Source organism: Paraburkholderia sp. BCC1885 (assembly GCF_900996235.1).
Lineage (GTDB): Bacteria > Pseudomonadota > Gammaproteobacteria > Burkholderiales > Burkholderiaceae > Paraburkholderia.
Window position 1 is genome coordinate 1 of sequence record NZ_CAAJGM010000206.1, and the last position, 22,926, is coordinate 22,926.

Genomic DNA, 22,926 nt, shown 5'->3' on the forward strand with positions numbered 1-22,926 from the left:
ACTCCCGCTTGCGCGTTCGTTTGGTCGTCAAATCCAATCCCAGATTAGCTTGTCTCATGCCCAAATCGTCGCAGTCGACGGCATATTTGGCAACTCAATTCCTGCATGATTTATGCAGACCTTCCCTAAATATCAACGTACCGATTTTCGCTTTCTTTGTGTTCCAGACGGTGATGCCATGATCAACCTTGGTGACTTCTATTTCCGGTACGCCCAGTTTTACGATAGCCATATGTGGTCTCCGTTTGTGAAAACACGGGAGTATCTCACACGTAGGTGACAAGTCGCTTGGGACGGACGGCTGGGAGCCGCTACAGCGCTACGCAGTAGTCGTGGACGCCACGCGAGCCCTATATCGCGATGGTGGGCAGCCGATTGATCGCGTGCTGTGTGGGGCGCGCTGCCGCTGCGACGCCACGCCGCTACGGATCCGTGCGAGCCGATCTAGGCAGTATGACTTCGCGTGAGGTAGGGCTGGCCCACCGTGAGGAATCAAACGCGGGTTAGCATTGCTGCCAGAGCCGCACGGTGTGGGCGGTGCCACACCCGGCGATTTCCCGCGCGGAGGCCAGCATGGAACACGATAGCGCTTTGTACGTCGGCCTGGACGTCCACAAGGACTCGATCACGGTCGCCTACGCGGCCGGCTCGGGCGAGGTCGAACTGTTCGGCAAGATCGGTACGACGCAGGCCGACATCGATCGCCTGTGCAAACGCCTGCAGTCCAAAGCGCGCCAAATACGCGTCGTCTATGAGGCTGGCCCGTGCGGCTATAGTCTCTACCGTCAGCTTGTGCAGAAGGGCTTCGAGTGCATGGTGTGCGCACCGCCACTGATTCCCAGAAAGCCAGGCGAGCGCGTCAAGACCGACCGACGCGACGCCGTGAAGCTGGTCCGGCTGGTCCGTACCGGCGACCTGTCGGCAGTATATGTGCCCACCGTGGAGGATGAAGCGTTCCGCGATCTGGCACGTGCATGGGTAAGCGCCAAAGACGATATGAAGCGTGCGCGTCAATGGCTGAAGGCTTTTCTGCTCTCGCATGGCGTGCGCTATACGGGGCGGCCGGACTGGGGTCCCGCACACCGACGCTGGTTGAGCGCGTTCTCGTTCGGCAATCTTTGGCAGCAACTGGCGTTTGACGAACTTCGGCGCACGATCGAGGACCATCTCGCGCAATGTGGGCGCCTCGAAGCCGCCCTGCGTGAGGCGGTCCTCGACTGGCGCTTCTATCCGGCCGTACTGGGCTTACAGGCCATGCGCGGTGTGCAGTTCACGACCGCCGTGGGCATGCTTGCCGAGCTGGGCGATCTCTCACGCTTCGCGCACCCGCGCCAACTGATGGCCTGGCTTGGCGTTACCCCGTCAGAACATTCCTCCGGCAACAAACGGCGCCTGGGCAGCATCACCAAGACGGGTAACAGCTATGCAAGAAAGTTGTTGGTCGAGTCCGCCTGGAGCTACCGGCATCCGGCACGCGTGAGCCCCGAGATCCAGCGTCGACATGAAGGCATCCCCAAGCCCATCATCGATCGTGCCTGGGACGCGCAGGTGCGACTATGCCGGCGCTATCGCAAGCTGGCTGCGCGTGGCAAGAACGCGAACGTCACGGTGGTTGCCGTGGCCCGCGAACTGGCCGGTTTCATCTGGGATATCAGCCGGCTGGCGATGTCGCTCGCTGTACCGCGCGAGGTGCATGCGCAGTGCAACACCTGACCTTCCCCTAGCCACTGAAGAGTTTCCTGAAGGCGGCGTAGCCCGGGTACGCGAGTAATCCGCGATGGGACTACGCAACGGACAACATCCGATTTGCGACATTAGATAGCGGCAGGCTCGTTGGGCGGACCTCTGTAATGCGGTAGCCAACCCGCGAATATCAGTGTGATCCACCGTCGAGATTTACTGCTACGTCGCCCTCAGGAAATTCACGTAACATGGACTCGAGAGGCTAAAAACCGATCCCCATTGACACGCGAAGTCATATCAGTCCTATGATCGTCATTTCAAGGAGCGGCACCGGATACGTAGAGATGCCGCTACAGCCGCTACAAGAGATGCGGCAAGGGACGCGTAGCAGACCGCGTTGGGCCGCTACGCCGCTACAAAGATTCAGCCGATCCCGAAGTCCGGCATCTGCGGGGTATCCGGTAGGTCGTCCGCATGGGCCTCGTACGGATCAATGAACACATGCCCGATACCGCCAGTTATTCCCAACCGGTCACAAATGCCCCGCCATTCAGTTTTCACGTCGAACGTGTGGAACAGCGCGGGATCGCGGCGAATCGCGTCCGGCACCGGCACGAAGTTCTCCGCGCAAAGAATCTCACCCACGCGCACGGGCATCTCGAGTTCCCTTGGCGGTACGCCGCCGATGTCGATCGAATGATTTTTCTTTAGCAGCATTCGTACGCGAGCCAGCGCGCGCTGATCACCGTCGAAGTGTTGGAGCATGTCATGTCCGTGCTGCCAGAGCATGACGGCGGCTCGATGCTGGCGGGGAATCCCAGCCGCCTGCAATTCCTCGTCGTTCACATGTGCGCGCAAACTGCCCCGAAGATTGTACTTTTCGAGCACGCCCGCGAACATGCGCGCAAGCTCCGAGGGGCCAAAGTCAGCCGGTGCCGGGGGACTCCCATCGAACCGCGATTGAGCGTTGAAATACTTCTGGCGATAGACCGGTTCGATGCGCACAGTTGAACGCGCCAGTTCGAGCAGCAGATCGGCGTTTTCGGTATCGGGCAGCTTCGCCTTCTTTCGCTGCTGATCCATTTGTACATCTTTCAGATACCCTTTCAGTGATACCGACTGCGAGTTCTGGTCGAAGTAGAAGGATTCGTGGTGATACAGCGCCGTATTGATTCCGCAGCGCAGACCGGCGAGCGCGAGACCATTCACAACCGCACCCGAGGTCAGGCCGGCTGGTACGCGAAGCATGGCCGGCGTATCGATCCTCGTGACGACGATATCGCGTCCAAGTGCGAGCGCGTAAGCGTCCCACAGCGGAATGGGAATCTCGTGGGTGTCCTTCACGGCTTTCAGCATGGAAATCACCGTCATCACGAGATCGTTCGAGGCAACGATATTGTGGCCCTGGAAATACGCTGCAGCGCTACCTTCAATGCGGAGGCGATTGTGCTTCTCGACATACCTGACGTCGAACGACTGCTTCCCGGAAGGCGAGTTCATGTGGCCGGTTGACCAGCCAGGCTCCTCGTTTATGGACATGTTCTTGGGCAGCCTGGCATCGATGCCGCCAATGGTGAATCCGACAGTATCGAGCATGATGCATTCTTCGAGGTGACGAAAATTCATGGATATTCCTCAATCAATAAGGTAGGACTACAAATTTAATGGTGGAATCGTGTGGCTATCTTTAATTAACAGTCACAAACCTATGGCTACTCCATACGGTGATCATCCCGCTGCTCTAAACAGCTACCATGTCGACCGTATAACTGTTCTACATTGGCATGCAGACATACAAACTGTTTGCATAGTTACGGTATTACGGCTCGGCAGCCGTCGGCTCGGCCGGTCGGCCGGGCGTGCCGATTGATCTGTCGGCAGCATGCCAGTGGAGCGGCCTGACGGCCGCCACGCCGCTACAGAGGTAGTCTTAACTGATCGAACCTCGGGCAACGTAGCGGCGTAGCGGCTCACGGCCGTTCGTCAGTCGTCATCAGACCGCTCCGGCTTGCGAGGGAGATAGCGCCTGAAGGCATCTTCAAACTGCGCGCGCTCGTATCCCTTGAGGGACGGTACCGACATCTTCTGGCCGTGCGTCGAGCTCTCACGGATGCTTTTGCTTCTGATGCCCAGAGGCGCGAGCATATGTGCGAGGTCACTCGCCGTAATCGGCTTGCCGTGCGAATACTCTGCCCAGGGCCGCTCCGGGTCGGACGAGAGCGCTTTGAGAACATTTGCCGTCGTGATTTTCGGTCCGTGCGTGTCAAATATCAGCTTGAAGTCCGCGAGAAGCTCTTCAAGTCCAGCGACAGGCTGGTGGCCGGCGTTCGTCGAGAGTTGCTCAGCTGCCTGCCGCGCATAGGTCACCCAGTTTTCGCCGAGCAGGCGGGCAACAGCGAACAACGGCTCCCAGTTGTCGGCAGCGCGGTCGTTGCCAAGCCTGAACGGTTTACGGGGTGCGTTTCGCACGGCGGATGCATGTTGATAAGCGAGTCGCGCAAAGCAGGCACGAACGCATGCAAACATGTCATTCTCCGCGTGAGCGTGAATTTCCGCGATCGTGTCGTCGGTCTTTCGTTCGAGGCGGATCACAATCGACCGATCCGCCAGCGTGTCGGGGAGGTGACCAATACCAAAAACCGCCTTCATGAAGAAGGTATTGAAAGATACGGTGCGGCCCTTGTCCACGCGCAGGACAGATGCAGCGTCACGCGTGTGCCCGGAGTTGATGATGCCGGTCAGTTCCTTCGACCCGAAATGCGTATCGACCTCGTCAACCAGCAGTGTCAGCATACGATCCGTGAGCATCCGGTACAACGTGGCCGGCGTCAGGTTGGATGCTGCATAGGGACGAAAAACAAGGCTCTTGAGAAGCCCGAGCGCGGTCGTCTTCCCGCAGCGCCTGACGGGCGAAAGGAACGCGAGAAGAGGGGCGACACGGATATCGTTGACGAAATAGGTCGTCAGTGCCCACAGCACGATAGTGATGGCGACGTGAACGTCAACGACCAGATGGCGCATGATCATCATCACGGCATGTTGGGCCATGATGTTTGCATTCACGTTGCTGGGCCAGCGCGTGGCAGCCGGCAGGATCATGGGATCACCGTCTTCGGGAATCGAGATCTGCCGACTCTCCGCTGCCTTGAGACTGTGGCTGACTCCCTCGGCGCCGGACGCATTGAAGCAGGCAGCGAACGTGCCACCCGATTGGGCCACGGCGAGTTTCGCGTTGTTCCAGGCCGCCGCCGAAGCACAGGCCTGGCGACTGGGGCCCTCGCTGGTTCCGGCGCAGACAATGATGTCCATGTCGGGGTAGCGGGCACGAAGTCCGGCAGTGACTTCGCCGACGTTACTGGTATAGAGCGCGCAGGCAACTGGCGATCCGGTTGTACGCCAGATTGCAATTGCGCTGGGCAGATCAATGGCGACGTAAATCGCGGAGCCTTCCATTTCGCCGAACCGGACAAATCCCCCATTGAAAGAGGCGCCCGGGACGAACGTCTCCTCGATGGTACCGTCGCCAGCATCCGAAACAAGGAATACGTTCAGGAGCGTTCCGGACGCGTCCCTGACAGGAAACGCGAGCGGATCGGCGATGTGGATGCCGCTGATAACCACAGTCGAGTTGCATTCGAAGCCGATGGGCTCCGTGCAGTCCATCATCTTTGCGACAGGATGCGCGGTCGTGCAGCTCTGGAGGTTATCGTGAACCTCGCTGACCTTCTGGTGAATTTCGTCACGAATACGCGGCCATCCGTTCGCATCAGGCGGAAAGATATTGATCGTGCTCATGCCTGCACCTCCAGCGAGGCACTGATGGGAGCGCTCAGCGCGGCAACGAACGCGCGCGCGTTAAGCGTGAAGCCGTTACGCGTGGCGAGAGCTTGAGCCGCGAGCATCATGTCCAGATCGATTTCGCGATAGGCAGTAACACGACCGTCGCGGTAGGCTGCCTGCGGCAGTTCCCCGGCCGCAACCTTCTTCGAAAACGTGGAAGCGCCAATAGCAAAGCGTGGGTAGGCTTGGGCTTTGCGGACCATGGGACTGCTGATGCAAGCCGTTGCACGTTCGGCTAGGGCACGGATTTTTTCATCGAGGGCTTGTACCTCGACTTCATTGAGTACCTGATTAGAACGGCAATGCGTACCCTCGATGAGAGGGAGCATCAGGAAGCGAGCAAGAAACTGTTTTTTCACGATGATCTCCAGTAATAGCCAGTGCTGTTCAGTGGACAGCACGGAAGATTCTGGGTGGATCAACCTGATTTATTAGGAGGGTAGCGGTGGCTTTGAATGGCTACCCTTCGAGGCAAAACGAATCTCTCCGGCTTGCAAAATTTATCGTATTGTGCTCGCTGGTTTTCTTGTGGCGGGTGCGGGCCGGCTACCGGGTGGCAGCTGGCCCATCGACCGGGAGGGAGTCGGGTGTGGCGTGTGAGTGACCGCGGCGAGAATGTCAGCGGGTGCTGAATGTGGTCTCGGTATGCCCGAGCCATCTATAGAGCCCGTTCTTGAGCGCGCGGGCTAGAGGCAGGTGCTGCGTCAGTATTTCTCCCTGAAAATGTTCTGCCCAGGCTGGGTGAGCGATACCCTTAGGGTACAAGTCTATTTTTTCAACAAGGTCACCGACGGTGGGCAGCTTGCCGCTCGAATTTATTTCGTCGGCATTCGTTGCGACTTTTAGCAGGGCCATCAGCATGCTGCTACCGTCCGGCGCTCTATTCCCATTGGGAGACGGCGGAACTCGATGAGGAAAACGTTCGGGCCATGCGGTTTCGAAGAGTTTTTCGTCTCGAATTTCCTGATAGACCGCACGGAGTTTCTTCCGGCAGTCGGCGATCTGGTTGCCAATCGCTCCTAGCGTGTCGATGCAGACTACTCGCCATAGATGGGCCGTACTGTATTTCGTGGCGCCTACGGAACGTGCCCACTTGAAATGCATGCGCGAGAACGCGAAGTCGCTACCGCTATCTACCTCTTCGACTACGACATCAACGTCGTGGGTCGTTTTCATACCGTCGTCCATCCAGTATTTGCGATGTTTGTTCGCCAGAATTTCCAACACTGAAATCTGTCCGTCCGGTGGAACGCTGCAATCGATGGCGACGCAGACAGGGCGGGATGAATAACGTCTATCAGGACCAATACGCCGGACGCGTCCATAACCGAAAGGGGTTTCATCGGCAAGGAGCATGGGGAAGTTTATTCCTCCCGGGGTGACAACGAATTCGAGGGGTAAGCCATCCACAATCCTGAGTCGCCTATCCTCCTGCACTGGCCGTTTCAGTGAAAAAAACCAAGAGTCATCCTCGTTCTTTAGGCGAGGCAGCGTTTTGTGCGCGGGGTCAAGCCAAGCGGCAAGCCCGAATCTTTGCCGGCAGCTTGCATCTTGGGCGTATTCAATGTGCGCATCATCGTCGAGATGTGCATGAATTGCTTCGAGCATATCCAGATTGTTAGGTATTCCGCTAACGACCTGAAATGCTTTACGGTACTCGTCGGAAACGCGGACGAATTGCCACATGGCCTCGTCGGGGCCGGCTTTCCGTTCATCGTCAGTGAGTGCGAAGGGTATAGTCGTCGTCATAAGTGCCCCGGTTGGTTAATTTTCGACTTCTTCGGTTTGTTGCCGCGGGAGCGGCACGGTGAGTGTGCTGCCAGACGTTGCCTGATCGGGCAGCACGAAATCCGCCCACATCTGCATCATGGCGATGCGTTCGGGCATATAGTCGGCGCGGTTATAGGCCGCCCGTACGCGGTTACGCTCCACGTGTGCGAGCTGGCGTTCGATCACGTCGGCGCGCACGCCACGGTTGTTCAGCCAGGTACTCGCCGTCGCGCGGATGCCGTGCGGCGTGAATCGCCCGCCGTAGCCCATGCGTTCGAACACGACGTTTGGCGTCGCAAGGCTCATCGGTTTGTGAACACTGCTGAGGCTAGGGAACAGGTAGTCGGAGGCGAACGAAAGCGGCTTGAGCTGTTCCAGCGCCGCGAGTGCTTGCCTGCTGAGCGGCACGACATGCGCATCACGCATCTTCATTCGCGCCGCAGGGATCACCCATGCGGCGTTGTCGAGGTCGAATTCATCCCAGCGGGCCTGCACAATCTCGTTCTTGCGCACGAACGTGAGCAGCATGAGCAGAATGCAGAGCTTCGTCGCGGTCGATCCCGTATCGGCGTCAAGGTGCTCAACGAACTCACCAATCTCGTTCTCGCGAAGCGGTTCGTGGCTTACGTGATCCGGAATGTCGGCCCACCCCTGCAACACGCGGGCGGGATTGGCCTGAACCTTGAGCTTGCGGATGGCGTGGTCAAAGACCTGCACCGCGGTCTGCCTGACGCGCTCGGCCGTCTTGACGCCGCGCTCGCGGCGAACCGCTTCGAGCACATTCAGCAGCGCGCGTGCGTCGATCTGCTCAAGCGGCACGTTGCCGATGTTCGGATTCAGGTCACGCCGCAAATACAGGTTGTGTGCTTCCCGCCAGGGTTTCGAGCGCAATTCGTTCTTGCTGTCATACCAGTGTTTTGCGGTGTCCTTGAATGTATCGTCGAAGGCCGCGTTCAGAGCGAGTTTTCCAAGGCGTTTGTGTGTCGCAGGATCGATGCCGCTGGAGAGTAACTGCTTGGCCTCGCGGTGCCGCTCACGGGCTTTGGATGCAACTATTTCGGGATATTGGCCGTATACCACGGTACCTCTCTTGCCACCGATCCGATAGTCGAACCGCCATGACTTCGAAGTCGGCGTCACGTACAGGTAAAGGCCGTTTCCGTCGGGCAGCTTGAAGGGCTTGTCATCTGTTGCAGCATGGGCAATCTCGATTGTTGTTAGAGGCATTTTTCGGTCGTTCAACATGGAAGTTTTCGATGTTGAAACGATACAGATTTGCGTTGAGGTACGGTTGTGAAAATAACTTTGTCAAAAACGCGACCAGACATTAATTGAGTGACAATCTGATACCTTGAGTGACCCACCTAATGGAGATCGACAGGGCATGGTGAGCGAGAAAACGAAGGAGTTCGTGGCTCTTCGGCGCAAGGGCATGCGAATGCTTCAGCGCGGGGTATCGCAGGCAGAGGTCACGCGCACACTTGGGGTTAGTCGGCAGACTGCCTCAAGGTGGGCCGCGCTCCTCGCCGAGGATTCGGGCTCATTGCGCGAGAGGAAACGCGGTCGGCCGTCTGCACTCACTGACAAGCAGATGCGGCGACTGGGCGTGCTCGTGTGCCGTGGTCCGAAGGCGAACGGATTTGCCACTTATGCCTGGTCAGTCGGTGTGGTCGTTGAGTTGATCGAGCGCGAGTTCGATACACCATACAAGGCGGCGAACGTTCGAAGAATTTTAAAAGGGATGGGGCTTTACAAGCAGCGTCGGGTAAAAGTTGAGAAGTCTAGGAGGCTTGAAAAGTGGCCGATGCCTCCGCCTTTTCCCTATCGTTAATGATTGCGTGATCGCGCGAGCTAAAGGACGTGCGCCGAACGGAACTCGACACGAATTGAACGAGTATTGTCGACCCACGTCTGCCCTTCGGCCAGTTTCTGCGAATGTCTCCGCCACGCTCAAATGCGGCCGTTCCAGCTCGACCATGCGAGCCTGACGTAGCTGTAGTCGATCAATGAGCGGTTCCGCTCATACTCACGAGAAACGATTCCGTTTCAGGGCGTACCGATTGCAAGGTCCATCTGCACCTCTAGCTGCCCGATGACGTTCAAAGAGCCCACGTCCAGACAGGAGTGATGCCGAACACTGAGCGTTCGCGAGCCTCCGACGAAAGATGCTCAGGCAAGTCAACCTTTCACCTCCATCCATAGACGTTTCGATGAAATGGTGGATGAGGACAAGGCGCAACCTGTCTGAAGACATCTCCAGATTACGCCCCGGCTAACTCCGCTCCCGAATGAGTGTGCTCCACGCATGTTTACCCTAATGGCACTAGAGTTTTCCCACTATTTGCCGTTATCGCACGAAGACTGCCGCGACGCCAAATCGAATCTCCGACGTGTGGGCCGTTCACAAAACCAGCATCGGACATCCGATCCGCCTTCCGAGGGCCACAATATGCGTAACAACCAACCCGTCACCCAGCAGGAATTCGAGTTTCCTGACAATGCGACGCTGATGTCGACCACAGACACAAAGAGTAACGTCACGTATGCCAACGCCGCGTTCATGCAGGTCAGCGGCTTTTCCCACGAAGAAATCCAGGGGCAGCCTCACAACGTCGTGAGGCATCCGGATATGCCGAAAGAGGCGTTTGCCGACATGTGGTCGACGCTCAAAGGAGGCGAGCCATGGACCGCCCTGGTCAAGAACCGGCGCAAGAATGGCGATCACTACTGGGTCCGTGCCAACGCGACGCCGGTGGTGCGCAACGGACAGCCGGCGGGCTATATGTCAGTGCGAACCAAGGCGTCACGCGAGGAGATTGCAGCGGCGGAGGCGCTTTACCGGGATTTCCGCGAAGGCAAGGCTGGCAACCGCCGTTTCCACAAGGGGCTGATTGTCCGGACTGGACTCATGGGCTGGACCTCAGTGTTTCAGACGATGCCGGTGCGCTGGAGAATCCGTTCGGCTTTGCTCGCGCTTGCACCGGTGGTCGTTCTGGCTGCGTGGCTGATGGGACTGGGAGGTGCCGCAGCCGCGGGCTTCGCGGGAGTGAGCGCCGTGGTTTCGGTGCTCGCCTCGTTGTGGCTGGAAGCGCAGATTTCGCGCCCGCTCGAGCAGGTGCTCGAACAGGCCCTGCGTGTAGCGTCGGGTGAAAGCCAGAAGGCGGTCCACATGAATCGTGTTGACGAGATCGGTATGACCTTGCGCACGATCAGTCAGCTTGGACTGATGTTTCGCTGGCTGATCGACGACGTCAGCGGACAGGTGATCAATGTACAGACGGCAAGCAACGAGATCGCGCAGGGCAACCACGACTTGAGCGTTCGCACCGAGCAGGCCGCATCGAGTGTGCAGCAGACAGCTGCATCGATGACCCAGATGACTGCCACCGTCAAGAGCAACGCGAAGACGGCGGTCCAGGCTAATCAGCTCTCAGGTACGGCGCGCGACGCAGCCGCCGAGGGTGGGAAGGCCGTATCGGAAGTCATCGGCACGATGAATGAGATCACGGAGAGTTCGAGAAAGATCGCCGACATCATCGGCGTGATCGACGGAATCGCCTTTCAGACAAACATTCTCGCGCTCAACGCGGCCGTTGAGGCTGCGCGCGCAGGCGATCAGGGTCGCGGCTTTGCCGTTGTTGCTGGTGAGGTACGAGCGCTCGCGCAGCGTAGCGCCAACGCGGCCAAGGAGATCAAGAATCTGATCGGCGCGAGCGTCGAGAAGGTCGAGTCCGGCTCAAGATTGGTCGATGACGCAGGGAAGACGATGGACGACATCGTGGCGCAGGTGAAGCGGGTATCGGACCTGATCGCTGAGATCAGTTCGGCAACTGAAGAACAGAGTAGCGGCGTGACACAGGTCGATCAGGCTGTCGGTGAGCTCGACCACATCACGCAACAGAACGCGGCCCTGGTCGAGCAGAGTACGGCGGCTTCGGAGAGCCTGAAGCAGCAGGCGACCCGCCTGGTGGAGGCAGTGAGCGTTTTCCGCTGACCCGCCAGAGGGCGGGACGTCGCCACCAATGGTCTCATGTCTGTTCGGGAGCGGGCAGTCGTCCTTGCATTGGGCGGGACTGTCGCTTCCTGGCCGCTCCGCGCCGATGACGTGCCGCCACCTGTCACCGGTCCCGGATATGCTTGATACTATCTTCTATCTCGTTTAGAGGGAGTGGCTGCGATGAGTGATTATCCGACCGGGCCGAATAGCTCCGGCGAGCCCGACGATCGCGCCGCCGACGCGCTTGACGCGCTGCGGCAGCTTACGATCACGCTCAGCTTTGATCGTGACAACCCGGCCAGCATCGAGGCTGCGATCCGCGAACTCGATACGCGTATCGATGCGACGGTCACACCGTTTCGCGGCAACGCATTCATTGAAGAGGCTGCGCGGCAAATCAAGCGTGAATGCCGCGACCACCTCCTGCTGCACATCGCCAAGCGCGACGCGGACGATCCGGGCCGTATGCTGCACTGACACGACTGGCTCAGCCCGACCCGCTAGAGACATTCGACTTTCTCCAGTGCGGTCATTCAATTACGGTGGCGCGCCGAGCGCGATTAGGCAATTCGATGCAGCACGGCTCGCCGCCTCAACGACGTCAACTTCGAGAGCGATCAATTTTCAGGGGTAGTGAAACCGTTTGTTTCGGCACGAGCGTAACGACGTGGCGAACAGCCAGTGACGCGTTTGAACGCCGTGTTGAAGGCGCTCTCGGATTCATAGCCGACCGCGTTGGCGATCGTTCCAAGGGTTTCCCGGCCGCCCTCTAACCTGTCTTTGGCCAGCATCATGCGCCATTGAGTTAGATAGTCGATCGGCGTTTCCCCAACCCGCTCACGGAAACGTTGCGCGAAGATTGACCGCGACAACCCGGCTTGGGCTGCCAACTCGGCGAGCGTCCAGCGATGTGCCGGGTCGATGTGAATGGCCTCGATGGCTTTTCCAAGGTGCGGATCGGCGAGCGCATACAGCAGGCCTACTCGATCGTCAGCCTGTCGCGACAGATGAAGCCTGAATGCCTGGAGCAGCATCAAGTGCGCCAGATGCCGGGCCGCAAGCGCACCTCCTGGCCTTCTGCTTTTCATCTCAGCCATCATCTGCTGGATACACCAGCGCATTGCTGCTCGATCCTCGGCCTGATGCAGGTGAATGAGCGGCGGCAGCGTTCCGAGAAGCGCTCCCGCCTTGCGCGTGTCTACCTCAAAGCGGGTGCCGACAAATGCGAAATCACCGCCGCCCTGATGGACAACCATGTCGCCCGGCCGAGAGCGGCCGAGCACGTCTTGCGCCTCAGCCGGATGCAGCGTCAGGTCACTCGCGAGAACGAAGGGCCGGCCGCTGGGCAAGATGAGGCAGTCGCCTGCCGTAAGCCGCACCGCTTCGTCCATGCCATCTACCGCTAGCCAGCAGGCGCCCGTCGTCATCGCATGGCACTTGATCGTGCCGGGACGATTTCCAAACCGGATTGCCCATGCACCCCCCGCGTCAAGGCCGGCGGTAAGGTAACTCTCGGGTTTGAGGATCGAAAGGATTTCGGAAAGTGGGTCCACGACTCCCCCGGACGATGGCAAAGGAAAAAGCGACGTTTAACTATATATCGTATGCCGGGCGAACATGTAATCTTCGATTTTAATTGGAGCGACCATGATCGTTGTCACCACACCCACCGGTAATATCGGTCGTCACGTCGTTCGGCTTCTGCTCGATGCGAACCAGCCGCTGCGCCTTGTTGTGCGTGATTCAAACAAGGTGCCGCCGGCGCTACGCGATCGCGTGGAGATAGTGGAAGGATCGCACGGCGATGCTGCCGTCGTCGATCGCGCGTTCCGGGGAGCGGATGCGGTTTTCTGGCTGTGCCCGCCCACGCCCTCGGCAACGCCCGCTGCCGCGACGGTCGATTTCGCTCGTCCAGGAGCAGACGCAATACGCCGGCACCGCGTCTCGCATATCGTCGCGGTAACCACGCTCGGCCGCGACACACCGTGGCAGGACCGAGCCGGCAATGCGACAGGCTCAATTCGAATGGTCGATCTCATGCGCGAGACGGGTGCCGTTGTGTGCGGGCTCGCTTTGCCAGCATTCATGGACAATGCGTTGCGGCAGGTCGACGCCATCCGTCAAGGGAAGATGGTCGGTCCGATCGATCCGGAAAAGAAGCTGCCGCACACCGCCGCGCGCGACATCGCTGCAGCCGCTGCAGGACTATTGATCGATCGCTCGTGGGCAGGAGAGCGGGACGTTCCGGTGCTGGGTCCCGAAGAGCTGTCCTACCGCGATCTGGCGGCTATCGTGTCAGAAGTACTTGGTCGGAAGGTGTGCTACGCGCATCAATCCTACGAAGCCTATAAGGAGGCCGCGATAGCACGCGGGCTAACCGATGCTTTTGCGCAAGGCTTTGTCGACATGTTGCGGGCGAAAGAGGAAGGTATGGATAACGTGGCATCGCGTGACACTGCCATCATTGGACCGACCAGTTTTCGCCAGTGGGTCGAGCACGAGTTGAAGCCGGCCATTGTGGATTGAAGATCGGCGGTACCTTTCGCGTCGGCATTCATCCATCTTGGCCCGTTAGTCCAGCATCAACTCGAGATTCCACTCGCTAACGAAGCATTGACCGCGTCGCATAAATCATCGAGAAATGTTACTGCCAAGCCACGCGATTCACCGGCATTGCGCTAGATTGCCGACGATCTTGGGGCCGGTGTCGAGTGTCGCTTCCTGGCCGGCTTGAGTCCGACGCGTATTTCTCCGTTGCGACTGTTCCGCCTGTTCGCTGGAGGCTCGTCGCGTTTAGAGAATCCGAAGATTCCGGATTTTCCCCATGGTTGGCGACCGGCTCAGTATGTGGTCTGTGATGTACTCGGGCAGGAGTGCTCGCGGGATGTTGCCAGGAATTCCGTCTACGAGTTGTGATGGAACCTGAAAGATGAACGCGCCAGGATCGCTCTTCAGGCTGTGTTCGTAACTGACTCGGTAGTCCATATGGGTTGGGCGCGGCCGGTGGGTGACGGATAGCTGAGGTGGCGTTCGACCTGCAACTTTTCGAATGTTGAGCGGCGTCCGCGGAAACCGGTGAAAAACCCGCTAATCCTCTGCTTCGCTGTATCTCGCCGATCCCAATGCTGGCGCGGCAGACAGCCGCTTGGGTGAATCGGGGAGGCGTTTTCCCGGAGGCGTGACGGTATACTTAAGCCAGAAAACGACGGTATACCGTCAAGTATACCGTCACAATGCTGTAGATCTGGCTGGATTTGGCGAGACGACGGTAGATAGTCGTTTAGCCCAAAACCGAATTACTTCAATGGCTTATAGCCGTCTTGAGACGCACCGAGCATCCGCTCCACGTACCGTGCAATCAAATCAATCTCCAGATTAACCTTCGACCCCTCGCGCAGATGCTTCAGCGCCGTCACCTCAACCGTGTGCGGGATCAGATTGATCGAGAATTCGCAACCGTCATCGCGGTCCGTAACAGAATTCACTGTCAGACTCACGCCATTGACCGTCACCGATCCTTTGAACGCCAGAAAACGCCCGATCTCGCGCGGTGCCAGCACACGCAATTCGTGTGATTCGCCCACCGGCGCGAAATGCGTCACCGTCCCGAGTCCATCCACGTGACCCGACACGATATGACCGCCCAGCCGGTCATGGGCGCGCAGCGCCTTCTCGAGATTGACCTCGCCCGGTTCACCCAACCCGGCCGTGCAGTTCAGACTCTCGCGCGAGACATCTACCTCGAACGAATTCGAGGTCTTCGCCACCACCGTCATGCAGGCGCCCTGGATCGTGATGCTGTCGCCAAGCTGGACGTCCTCGAGGTCGAGGCCACCTGCGTTGACATTCAGACGCACGCCCGCATCCCCATCGCTGCCGAGGGGTTTGACTGTTTCGATGCGGCCGACCGCCGCGACGATTCCGGTAAACATCGTGCTGGTTCCTTGATTAATCTGCAGTAGGGTGTGGCGCCGGTTGAGGCGCGAAACGCGCCAGAATCCGCACGTCGTCGCCGATCTTGTCGACGCTGTGAAAGTTCAGGCGCACCCGGTCTTCGAGTGCCTGCGGTGCGAACAGATTGAACATGCCCATCGAGTCGTTGCCGAGCAGGCTCGGCGCCAGATAGACCAGCAGTTCGTCGACGCAGCCTTCGCGCAGCAGCGAGCCGTTCAGCTTGTAGCCGGCCTCGACATGTAGTTCGTTCACCTGACGTTCGCCGAGCACCTTCAGCATGGCCGCCAAATCCACCTTGCCGGCCGGGTTGGCCATTTGCACGATCTCCGCACCGCGATCGCGCAATGCGCTGGCGCGTTCGGTGTGACGCTCGTCCAGGTTGCCGCAGAAAATCAGCGTCGGCGCGCCGGCAAGAATTTGCGCGGTGGGTGGCACGTCGAGTTGCGCGTCGATCAAGATCCGTTGCGGTTGGCGCGGCGTATCCACGGCACGCACCGTCATGCGCGGATCGTCTCCGCGCACCGTGCCGATGCCCGTCAGGATCGCCGACGCCCGCGCACGCCATGCATGACCGTCGGCGCGCGCCGCTTCGCCGGTGATCCATTGGCTTTCGCCGGATGGCAGGCCAGTGCGGCCGTCGAGCGAGGCCGCCACTTTCATGCGCACCCACGGCCGGCCGCGCGTCATACGCGACACGAAACCAATGTTCAGTTCAGCCGCTTCGTTGGCGAGCAGGCCGCAACGCACTTCGATGCCCGCATCGCGCAGCATTTTCAGGCCGCGTCCGGACACCTGCGGATTCGGATCTTCCATTGCCGCGACCACGCGTTCCACCTGCGCCTCGATCAGCGCATTGGCGCACGGCGGCGTGCGTCCGAAGTGGCTGCACGGTTCGAGCGTGACGTAAGCGGTGGCGCCGCGCAGATCGTGGCCGCGCGAACGCGCATCCTTCAGCGCGCGCACCTCGGCATGGTCCTGGCCGGCCGGCTGGGTGAAACCTTCACCGATCACCGCGCCGTTCTTTACCAGCACGCAGCCGACGCGCGGGTTCGGATCGGTCGTGTACATGCCGCGCTTCGCGAGAGCGAGCGCGCGTTCCATATGGACGAAATCGGTTTGCGAGAACATCGGCGTCCGTTGAGTGCTGTGGCGTGTTCTGTCGTGAGTGATGTCTGGCTGTCTGCTTCAGGCGCCTCAGGCGCTTCAGGCGGCCAGTTCGGCGAAGGCGCCGCGTGCGGCGTCGATGGTCGCGTCAATGATGGCGTCGTCATGCGCAATCGAAACAAAACCTGCCTCGTAAGCCGACGGCGCGAAGTACACGCCCGCGTCGAGCATCTTGTGGAAGAAGGCGTTGAAGCGCGGCACGTCGCTCGTCGTGACTTCGGCGAAGCTCGCCGGAATCTTGTCCGCGAAATAGAGGCCGAACATGCCGCCGAGCGCGTCCGCCGCGAACGGCACGTTCGCTTCGCGTGCGGCCTGGCTGAGTCCTTGCGCGAGACGCGTGGTGCGCGCGGTGAGCATGTCGTAGAAGCCCGGCGCCTGGATCAGTTGCAGCGTCTTCAGACCGGCTGCCACGGCGATCGGGTTGCCCGACAGCGTGCCCGCCTGGTAGACGCCGCCGAGCGGCGCGAGGTGGGCCATGATGTCGCGCCGGCCGCCGAAGGCCGCCGCCGGCATGCCGCCGCCGATCACCTTGCCGAGGCACGTGAGGTCCGGCGTGATGCCGTAGACCTGCTGCGCGCCGCCGAGCGCGACACGGAAACCGCACATCACTTCGTCGAAGATCAGCACGGTGCCGTATTCGGTGCACAGGCGCCGCAGGGCGTTCAGGAACGCCGGCGTGGCGCGCACGAGATTCATGTTGCCCGCCACCGGCTCGACGATCACCGAGGCGATCTCGTTGCCGAATGCCTTGAACGCCTCTTCGAGCGCGGCGACGTTGTTGTATTCGAGGACGGTGGTGTGCTTGGCGATATCCACCGGCACACCGGCCGAGGTCGGGTTGCCGAACGTCAGCAGGCCGGAGCCCGCCTTGACCAGCAGGCTGTCCGCGTGGCCGTGATAGCAGCCTTCGAACTTGACGATGCGGCTGCGGTTGGTGAAACCGCGCGCGAGACGCAGCGCGCTCATGGTGGCTTCCGTGCCGCTCGACACCATGCGCACCTGTTCGATGGACGGCACCAGCTTGCAGATTTCCTCGGCGATCTCGACTTCGGACTCGGTCGGCGCGCCGAACGAGAAACCGTCGACGAGCACCTTCTGCACGGCTTCGAGCACCTCGGGGTGGACGTGGCCGAGGATCATTGGACCCCAGGAGCCGATGTAGTCGATATAACGCTGGCCGTCCGCATCCCAGAAGTAAGCGCCCTGCGCGCGTTCGATGAAGCGCGGCGTGCCGCCGACCGAGCGGAAGGCGCGCACGGGCGAGTTGACTCCACCGGGGATGGTGCGCTGGGCGCGTTCGAAAAGAGCTTCGTTGCGGGAATGGCTGGACATGGGCGTTGGACCTGTCTGAAAGGATGCACAGAGGCGCGCGGGGGAGACGGGCGGCTGACGGTTGCCCCGTTTCGCGGCGGCTGAATGGTTAGGCGAAATTGTACCGGAGTCGCGCCAGGTCGGCGGATGGCGGAGGCAGCGAGCGAGCTTGGCATTTGCCCACTCTGGCACATGCATTCGGACGAGGCGGCGTTTCGAGTGGCCGGGTTTATTGGTATCCTCGACGCATCATGCGTGACATCCTGATTAGCGCGCCCGCCGAGGCCGCCGACCCCTTGACTCAACCGGCCGCCCCGGCGCTTGCGTCCCCGCCCGCCCTCGGCGCTTCCCGCGCGAACTACGTGTATGCGCAGTTGCGCGACGACATCTTCGAACTGCGGCTTCTGCCTGGAGACCGGCTGACCGAAGGCGCCATTGCCGAGCGTTTCAACGTCTCGCGCACGCCGGCGCGCGAGGCCCTGCAACGCCTGCAGGGCGACGGCCTGATGCAAGGCTACGTGCGCGGCGGCTGGGAAGTCGTGCCGATCGATTTCAAACGTTTCGACGATCTGTACGAAATGCGCGAACTGATCGAAACCTTCGCGGTCCGCCGGCTGTGTCAGCGCGACGGGCCGCTGTCCGCTGAGTTGAGCGGCCTGCTCGACCAGCTCGACGCAATCTGGCTGGCGCCGCCGGGCGCGCGCCTCACCGACGGCCGCGAAGTGGCGATGCTCGACGAAGCGTTTCATCTGGCGCTCGTATCGGCCACCGATAACGACGAACTGGCCGCCGCCCTGCAGCGCGTCACCGACCGTATCCGCGTCGTGCGGCGCCTCGACCTCGTGTACGGCGATTGCATCGACGAAACCTATGCCGAGCATGCGGTCATCCTCGCGGCGATTCGTGCGGGCGACACCGATCAGGCGCTCGCCTGCATCACGCAGCACATCCACGGCAGCCAGGCCGAAGTACGCAAGCTGACCGTGCATCGCCTCCATAGCGTGCGCACCAAGGCGGAACGCGCCGCCGTGTCGGGCGCACCGCCGAAGGGCCGCGGCACCATCTAGATTCATCTTCTGCCTCGTCGGCGGCGCCGCCGGTTGCCCGGCCGGTGTCGAAGAATCGGCCCGAAAGCCCCGTCCTACAAGGATTCTCTCCAGATCGCATGCGCTCGACCATTCAACCGGCATGCTTCTCGCTAATGTCGACGAGCTTGTATACATATGGCGTCGACCGCAGTCCAAGTGAATCCGGGGTGATTCGAGCGGCTCGCGCCATTCGCAACGGAGAGTTCCAATGAATAGCCGCACGCATGCATTGAACGGCGCAGCCACGCCTGTCGCGCCGTCACTTGCACGCACCCGCTGGTTTCAGCTCGCGCTCGGCCTCGTCTGCATGATGACGATCTCGAGTCCGCAATATGTCTGGACCTTGATGACCAAGCCGCTGGCCGCCAAGCTCGGCATCGCCCTGCCGGAGTTGCAGGTCACCTTCTCGATTCTGGTGCTGTTGCAGGCTTTCTTCTCGCCGTTTCAGGGCGCGCTGATCGACCGTTTCGGCCCGCGTCTGCTGATCTCGATCGGCACGCTGCTGGCAGGCGTGAGCTGGGTGCTGGCGTCGTATGCGCAGAGCACGCCGATGCTGTATCTGACCTATGGCGGCGTCGGAGGTTTGGGGACGGGCATCGTCTATGTGGGCGTGGTCGGTTTGATGGTCCGCTGGTTTCCCGATCGACGCGGCTTCGCGGCCGGCGCCGTGGCGGCGGGTTACGGGATGGGCGCGATTGTCACGACCTTTCCGATTGCGGCGTCGCTCGCTTCGCGCGGGGTGGAGTCGACGTTGTGGCTGTTCGGCATCGTCTTTGCCGCGGTGGGTTTCATTGCTTCGCAAGGGCTGCGCGTGCCGCCGGCGGAGCTGGGCGCGAGTTTGCCGGCGGCTCACACGTCCGTCGCCGCGCGCGACTACCGTCCCGCCGAGATGCTCAAGCAGCCCCTGTTCTGGCTGATGTTCGTGATGATGACGATGATGGCCACCTCCGGCCTGATGGTCACCTCGCAGATGGCCACTTTCGCCACCGATTTCGGCGTGAGCAAGGTCATGGTGTTCGGGCTGGCGGCGCTGCCGCTCGCCTTGACGATCGACCGCTTCACGAATGGCCTGACGCGGCCGCTGTTCGGCTGGGTCTCGGATCGCCTGGGCCGCGAAAACACCATGGGATTCGCCTTCGCGCTGGAAGGCATCGCCATGACGCTGTGGCTTTTGACGCGCGATAACGCTGTGCTGTTCGTGCTGCTCTCGGGGCTCGTATTCTTTGGATGGGGAGAAATCTTTTCGCTGTTTCCCTCGACCTTGACCGACACCTTCGGCACGCGTTACGCGACGGCGAACTACGGCTGGCTTTATATCTCGTTCGGTGTCGGCTCGGTGTTCGGCGGCCCGCTCGCGGCGCTGCTGCATCAGCATACCGGCAGCTGGACGCCGGTGTTTGCCTGCGCGATCGCGCTCGATCTCGGCACGGCTGCGCTGGCCATGTTCGTGTTGAAGACGGCGCGCCGCCGTTTCCTGGCAGTGGCGCACTGAGGCTCACGCGGTGCGAGGCCCACGCCGCTTGGCTGCCGCGTGGGCCGCGACTTTGCTGGAACGCGGCGGCTCTGCCGGACCCGGCTGCGCCACGAGCTTCGGCGGTTTGCGCTTGCCGGTCAGCTCGGCCCAGCGCTTCTCGAGCGCGCCTTCGGCAACCGGCTTGATCGAGGTACCCGAGGCTTGCGCATCCCAGGTCTGCACGGAAAAGGGATGCACGCGCAAGGCGTCGCGCGTGACGACCACCTCCTCGTGCGCGTCGACGAGCCAGTCGTAGACGAAGTCGATGCAGAGCCGATAGCCGCGCTTCGAATGCGGATCGGGCACCTCGTAGGGCGCCCGTGTCACGTAGCCCGAGCCGAACACTCCACGAGGCTCCTGACTCACCCGATGGATGAACACGCGGTCGCCGGGCAGGATGCTGCGCGCGACGCCGCAGCCCCAGACGTCGGTCACCGCTTCGCCGGCGGCGACGCGTCTGGCGACATCGGGCAGTTCCGGCCAGGGCCATTTCTTGGGACTCCAGATCAGCAGGAAAGCGGTCATGACGGACTAGGGATGGATGAGTTGGACTGGCCGTTGGGTATTCAGATGTGAGCTTAACCGATCGGCGTGCAGGCGCCCTGGCCTGCCGGCGCGGCGCCCGGTTGATTAACCATCGCGTACAATTGTGGGCTGTCGACGCGGCCGGCTGTGGCCGCAGTCACACTGTTCGCCCATGGTCCGACGCGTAGGTTGGCGGTCCGCTTCCCCTGGATTCCCATGTCTCAAACCACCCGACGCCGGCCCGATGGCCGGCTGATCCTGTTGCTCGGTGCTCTCGCTGCGTGCGGACCGATCTCCATCGACATGTATCTGCCAAGCCTGCCATCGATTGCGCAGGCATTCCTGGTCAGCACGAGCGCCGCGCAGACGACGCTCACGAGTTTCATGCTCGGCTTCTCGGTGGGGATGCTGCTCTATGGACCGCTCTCCGATTCGTATGGACGTCGCCCGGTCCTGCTGGGCGGCATCGTCATGTACGCGCTCGCCAGCATTGCATGCGGCTTTTCGTTTTCGATCGGCTCGCTAGTGACGTTCCGCTTCGTGCAGGCGCTGGGCGCGGGCGCCGCCTCGGTTCTCGCGCGGGCGATTGCGCGCGACGCCCACGAGCCGGCCGATGCGGCGCGCGTGTTGTCGATGCTGGCGATCGTGACGTCGATAGGGCCGCTACTGGCGCCGCTGATTGGCGGCCAGTTATTGCTGCTGGGCGGCTGGCGCGTGGTGTTCGTCGCGCTGACGCTGTTCGGCACGGTGTGCGCGGTGACGGCTTTCCTGAAGGTGCCGGAGACATGGCCGCGCGAGAAGCGCAAGCATTCGGCGCTGCTGCAATCGTTCGCGGCTTACGGGAAGTTGCTACGCGACCCGGTGGCATGGGGTCTCATGTTGTGCGGGGGGATGGCGTTTGCGTCGATGTTTGCGTACATCACGGCAACGCCGTTCGTGTACATCGAATACTTCCACGTTTCCGCGCAGCATTACGGGTTTCTGTTTGGGCTGAATATCATCGGAATCATGTTCGGCAATTTCATGAACACGCGGCTGATCGGGCGACTTGGGTCGTTGCGGATCATTTCGTTTACGTCGGCGGTCAGTTGCGTGGCGTCGCTGTTTGTTTCTTTGGTCTGTTTGACCGGATGGGGCGGCCTGTGGTCGATTGTGGCCGGGTTGTTTTTTGTGGTTGGGGTGGTGGGGTTGTTGTCGGCTAACTGCACGACGGATCTGATGCACCGGTATCCGCAGAATGCAGGGGCAGCCGCGGCGGTTTTTGGGGCGGTTCAGTTGGCGCTAGGCGCGGCTTCCAGTCTGGTGGTGGGGCTCTGGCGAGGGGTTTCGCCTACGGGTATGGGGGTGACTATCGGTGTTGCTGGGGTGCTTTGTTATTGTGGGCGGGGGATGGTCGTGCGGTGGCATAAATAGTGGTTTGGGTTTTTTTGCCTGTGCGGCGCTTGGGTGGTTGGTCTTGCTGTTTTGGCCTTTCCTTGCTGTGTTAGTGGTTTGCTTGCGATGCCCCTGTGCGGGGCGGCACTTACTTTCTTTGCCGCCGCAAAGAAAGTAAGCAAAGAAAGCGGGCTGCAACCGCTAGCCTGTAGTGAGCCATCCCGGTCTACAACCGGGAACGGCCCAACACGAGATGTGCTCTCGCATTTCCTTCGTTAGTGACACAGGGCTCATCCGTTCCAGCGTTGCGCTTCGCGCTCCGCCTGGCGGCATAACTTCCTTCTGCATAGGTCATTGCCTGTAAATGATTAGGAATCCAAATATATTCGCTACTTCGCGAACCTCAAGAATTTCAAGCACTCCACGCGCTTACCCTCAGTGAACCCTTCCGCCGCGCACGCAGTGCGCTGGCGGGATGAATGAGTCCTGTGTCACTACGGTGAGTGGTGCGAGAGACGCCCTCGTCTCGGACCACTCCGGGATCGGTCGAGTGGTGGACACCTACAGGCTAGCGGTTGCAGCCCGCTTTCTTTGCTTACTTTCTTTGCGGCGGCAAAGAAAGTAAGTGCCGCCCCGCGCAGGGGCAACACCAATAGACCACTAACACAGCAAGGAAAGGCCAAAACAGCAAAAAAAACCACCCAAGC

20 protein-coding genes are annotated in these 22,926 nt (G+C 60.7%); 8 read left to right on the forward strand and 12 right to left on the reverse strand.

Annotated features, from left to right (window positions below):
* Positions 1-94: 94 nt before the first annotated feature.
* Entirely contained in the window at positions 95-232 is a 138-nt protein-coding gene (locus FQ755_RS37435; protein WP_186308571.1) for a hypothetical protein, read from the reverse strand.
* A 341-nt stretch (positions 233-573) separates the two neighbouring features.
* Between FQ755_RS37435 and FQ755_RS17675 the strand changes: the two genes are divergently transcribed.
* Positions 574-1,713, forward strand: a complete 1,140-nt coding sequence (locus FQ755_RS17675) for an IS110 family transposase (protein ID WP_144156133.1) — start codon at positions 574-576, stop codon at positions 1,711-1,713.
* A gap of 393 nt (positions 1,714-2,106) precedes the next feature.
* Here the strand turns inward: FQ755_RS17675 and FQ755_RS17680 are convergent, their stop codons facing one another.
* The 5 genes from FQ755_RS17680 to FQ755_RS17700 form a co-directional block, all read right to left on the reverse strand.
* Positions 2,107-3,309 (reverse strand): phage/plasmid replication protein, II/X family, encoded by a 1,203-nt coding sequence (locus tag FQ755_RS17680; RefSeq protein WP_144156134.1) that lies wholly within the window; start codon positions 3,307-3,309, stop codon positions 2,107-2,109.
* A 357-nt stretch (positions 3,310-3,666) separates the two neighbouring features.
* Positions 3,667-5,478: a DUF3631 domain-containing protein gene (locus tag FQ755_RS17685; RefSeq protein ID WP_144156135.1), complete on the reverse strand. Its 1,812-nt coding sequence runs from the start codon at positions 5,476-5,478 to the stop codon at positions 3,667-3,669.
* A complete protein-coding gene (locus FQ755_RS17690) occupies positions 5,475-5,924 on the reverse strand; it encodes a hypothetical protein (protein WP_144156136.1) in 450 nt (149 codons plus the stop codon). Before FQ755_RS17690 ends, FQ755_RS17685 begins: the two co-directional genes overlap by 4 nt.
* 217 nt (positions 5,925-6,141) lie before the next feature.
* The gene (locus FQ755_RS17695) at positions 6,142-7,272 is read right to left on the reverse strand and encodes a hypothetical protein (protein ID WP_144156137.1); all 1,131 of its coding nucleotides are present in this window, start codon (positions 7,270-7,272) and stop codon (positions 6,142-6,144) included.
* Between the two features lie 15 nt (positions 7,273-7,287).
* Complete coding sequence (locus FQ755_RS17700; protein ID WP_144156138.1) at positions 7,288-8,538, reverse strand: tyrosine-type recombinase/integrase; 1,251 nt, start codon at positions 8,536-8,538, stop codon at positions 7,288-7,290.
* 139 nt (positions 8,539-8,677) lie between these two features.
* On the opposite strand from FQ755_RS17700, the gene FQ755_RS17705 reads away from it, so the two are divergent.
* From FQ755_RS17705 to FQ755_RS17715, 3 genes are all read left to right on the forward strand, one after another.
* Positions 8,678-9,124, forward strand: coding sequence for a helix-turn-helix domain-containing protein (locus FQ755_RS17705; RefSeq protein WP_144156139.1), 447 nt, complete (start codon positions 8,678-8,680; stop codon positions 9,122-9,124).
* A gap of 618 nt (positions 9,125-9,742) precedes the next feature.
* On the forward strand, positions 9,743-11,287 hold the full coding sequence (locus tag FQ755_RS17710; RefSeq protein WP_144156140.1) for a PAS domain-containing methyl-accepting chemotaxis protein: 1,545 nt from the start codon (positions 9,743-9,745) through the stop codon (positions 11,285-11,287).
* 183 nt (positions 11,288-11,470) lie between these two features.
* Positions 11,471-11,767: a hypothetical protein gene (locus FQ755_RS17715; protein WP_144156141.1), complete on the forward strand. Its 297-nt coding sequence runs from the start codon at positions 11,471-11,473 to the stop codon at positions 11,765-11,767.
* 140 nt (positions 11,768-11,907) lie between these two features.
* Here FQ755_RS17715 and FQ755_RS17720 read toward each other — a convergent pair whose 3' ends face one another.
* A complete protein-coding gene (locus tag FQ755_RS17720; protein WP_144156142.1) occupies positions 11,908-12,843 on the reverse strand; it encodes an AraC family transcriptional regulator in 936 nt (311 codons plus the stop codon).
* Positions 12,844-12,937: 94 nt separating this feature from the next.
* On the opposite strand from FQ755_RS17720, the gene FQ755_RS17725 reads away from it, so the two are divergent.
* Positions 12,938-13,816 carry an NAD(P)H-binding protein gene (locus tag FQ755_RS17725; protein ID WP_144156143.1) on the forward strand — a complete coding sequence of 293 codons (879 nt, stop codon included), beginning with the start codon at positions 12,938-12,940 and terminating at the stop codon, positions 13,814-13,816.
* Positions 13,817-14,083: 267 nt separating this feature from the next.
* Here FQ755_RS17725 and FQ755_RS38190 read toward each other — a convergent pair whose 3' ends face one another.
* The 4 genes from FQ755_RS38190 to hemL all read right to left on the reverse strand — a co-directional run bounded on the left by FQ755_RS38190 (position 14,084) and on the right by hemL (position 17,740).
* Complete coding sequence (locus FQ755_RS38190; protein ID WP_144156144.1) at positions 14,084-14,275, reverse strand: hypothetical protein; 192 nt, start codon at positions 14,273-14,275, stop codon at positions 14,084-14,086.
* Between the two features lie 311 nt (positions 14,276-14,586).
* Positions 14,587-15,222 carry a riboflavin synthase gene (locus tag FQ755_RS17735; RefSeq protein WP_144156145.1) on the reverse strand — a complete coding sequence of 212 codons (636 nt, stop codon included), beginning with the start codon at positions 15,220-15,222 and terminating at the stop codon, positions 14,587-14,589.
* Between the two features lie 16 nt (positions 15,223-15,238).
* Complete coding sequence (gene ribD / locus FQ755_RS17740) at positions 15,239-16,372, reverse strand: bifunctional diaminohydroxyphosphoribosylaminopyrimidine deaminase/5-amino-6-(5-phosphoribosylamino)uracil reductase RibD (RefSeq protein ID WP_144156146.1); 1,134 nt, start codon at positions 16,370-16,372, stop codon at positions 15,239-15,241.
* 75 nt (positions 16,373-16,447) lie between these two features.
* Positions 16,448-17,740, reverse strand: a complete 1,293-nt coding sequence (hemL, locus tag FQ755_RS17745) for a glutamate-1-semialdehyde 2,1-aminomutase (protein ID WP_144156147.1) — start codon at positions 17,738-17,740, stop codon at positions 16,448-16,450.
* 230 nt (positions 17,741-17,970) lie between these two features.
* Between hemL and FQ755_RS17750 the strand changes: the two genes are divergently transcribed.
* Positions 17,971-18,786: a GntR family transcriptional regulator gene (locus FQ755_RS17750; RefSeq protein WP_144156148.1), complete on the forward strand. Its 816-nt coding sequence runs from the start codon at positions 17,971-17,973 to the stop codon at positions 18,784-18,786.
* 229 nt (positions 18,787-19,015) lie between these two features.
* Entirely contained in the window at positions 19,016-20,299 is a 1,284-nt protein-coding gene (oxlT, locus tag FQ755_RS17755) for an oxalate/formate MFS antiporter (RefSeq protein WP_144156149.1), read from the forward strand.
* Positions 20,300-20,302: 3 nt separating this feature from the next.
* Here oxlT and FQ755_RS17760 read toward each other — a convergent pair whose 3' ends face one another.
* Complete coding sequence (locus FQ755_RS17760; RefSeq protein ID WP_144156150.1) at positions 20,303-20,845, reverse strand: hypothetical protein; 543 nt, start codon at positions 20,843-20,845, stop codon at positions 20,303-20,305.
* Positions 20,846-21,061: 216 nt separating this feature from the next.
* On the opposite strand from FQ755_RS17760, the gene FQ755_RS17765 reads away from it, so the two are divergent.
* On the forward strand, positions 21,062-22,258 hold the full coding sequence (locus FQ755_RS17765; protein WP_144156151.1) for a Bcr/CflA family multidrug efflux MFS transporter: 1,197 nt from the start codon (positions 21,062-21,064) through the stop codon (positions 22,256-22,258).
* The last annotated feature ends 668 nt before the right edge of the window (positions 22,259-22,926 follow it).

Coding starts and splice junctions, on each gene's coding strand:
- FQ755_RS17705 (WP_144156139.1), top strand. CDS start 8,678: ATGGTGAGCGAGAAAACGAAGGAGTTCGTGGCTCTTCGGCGCAAGGGC.
- FQ755_RS17685 (WP_144156135.1), bottom strand. CDS start 5,478: ATGAGCACGATCAATATCTTTCCGCCTGATGCGAACGGATGGCCGCGT.
- FQ755_RS37435 (WP_186308571.1), bottom strand. CDS start 232: ATGGCTATCGTAAAACTGGGCGTACCGGAAATAGAAGTCACCAAGGTT.
- oxlT (WP_144156149.1), top strand. CDS start 19,016: ATGAATAGCCGCACGCATGCATTGAACGGCGCAGCCACGCCTGTCGCG.
- ribD (WP_144156146.1), bottom strand. CDS start 16,372: ATGTTCTCGCAAACCGATTTCGTCCATATGGAACGCGCGCTCGCTCTC.
- FQ755_RS17675 (WP_144156133.1), top strand. CDS start 574: ATGGAACACGATAGCGCTTTGTACGTCGGCCTGGACGTCCACAAGGAC.
- FQ755_RS38190 (WP_144156144.1), bottom strand. CDS start 14,275: ATGGACTACCGAGTCAGTTACGAACACAGCCTGAAGAGCGATCCTGGC.
- FQ755_RS17735 (WP_144156145.1), bottom strand. CDS start 15,222: ATGTTTACCGGAATCGTCGCGGCGGTCGGCCGCATCGAAACAGTCAAA.
- FQ755_RS17725 (WP_144156143.1), top strand. CDS start 12,938: ATGATCGTTGTCACCACACCCACCGGTAATATCGGTCGTCACGTCGTT.
- hemL (WP_144156147.1), bottom strand. CDS start 17,740: ATGTCCAGCCATTCCCGCAACGAAGCTCTTTTCGAACGCGCCCAGCGC.
- FQ755_RS17760 (WP_144156150.1), bottom strand. CDS start 20,845: ATGACCGCTTTCCTGCTGATCTGGAGTCCCAAGAAATGGCCCTGGCCG.
- FQ755_RS17715 (WP_144156141.1), top strand. CDS start 11,471: ATGAGTGATTATCCGACCGGGCCGAATAGCTCCGGCGAGCCCGACGAT.
- FQ755_RS17710 (WP_144156140.1), top strand. CDS start 9,743: ATGCGTAACAACCAACCCGTCACCCAGCAGGAATTCGAGTTTCCTGAC.
- FQ755_RS17750 (WP_144156148.1), top strand. CDS start 17,971: ATGCGTGACATCCTGATTAGCGCGCCCGCCGAGGCCGCCGACCCCTTG.
- FQ755_RS17695 (WP_144156137.1), bottom strand. CDS start 7,272: ATGACGACGACTATACCCTTCGCACTCACTGACGATGAACGGAAAGCC.
- FQ755_RS17680 (WP_144156134.1), bottom strand. CDS start 3,309: ATGAATTTTCGTCACCTCGAAGAATGCATCATGCTCGATACTGTCGGA.
- FQ755_RS17700 (WP_144156138.1), bottom strand. CDS start 8,538: ATGTTGAACGACCGAAAAATGCCTCTAACAACAATCGAGATTGCCCAT.
- FQ755_RS17765 (WP_144156151.1), top strand. CDS start 21,062: ATGTCTCAAACCACCCGACGCCGGCCCGATGGCCGGCTGATCCTGTTG.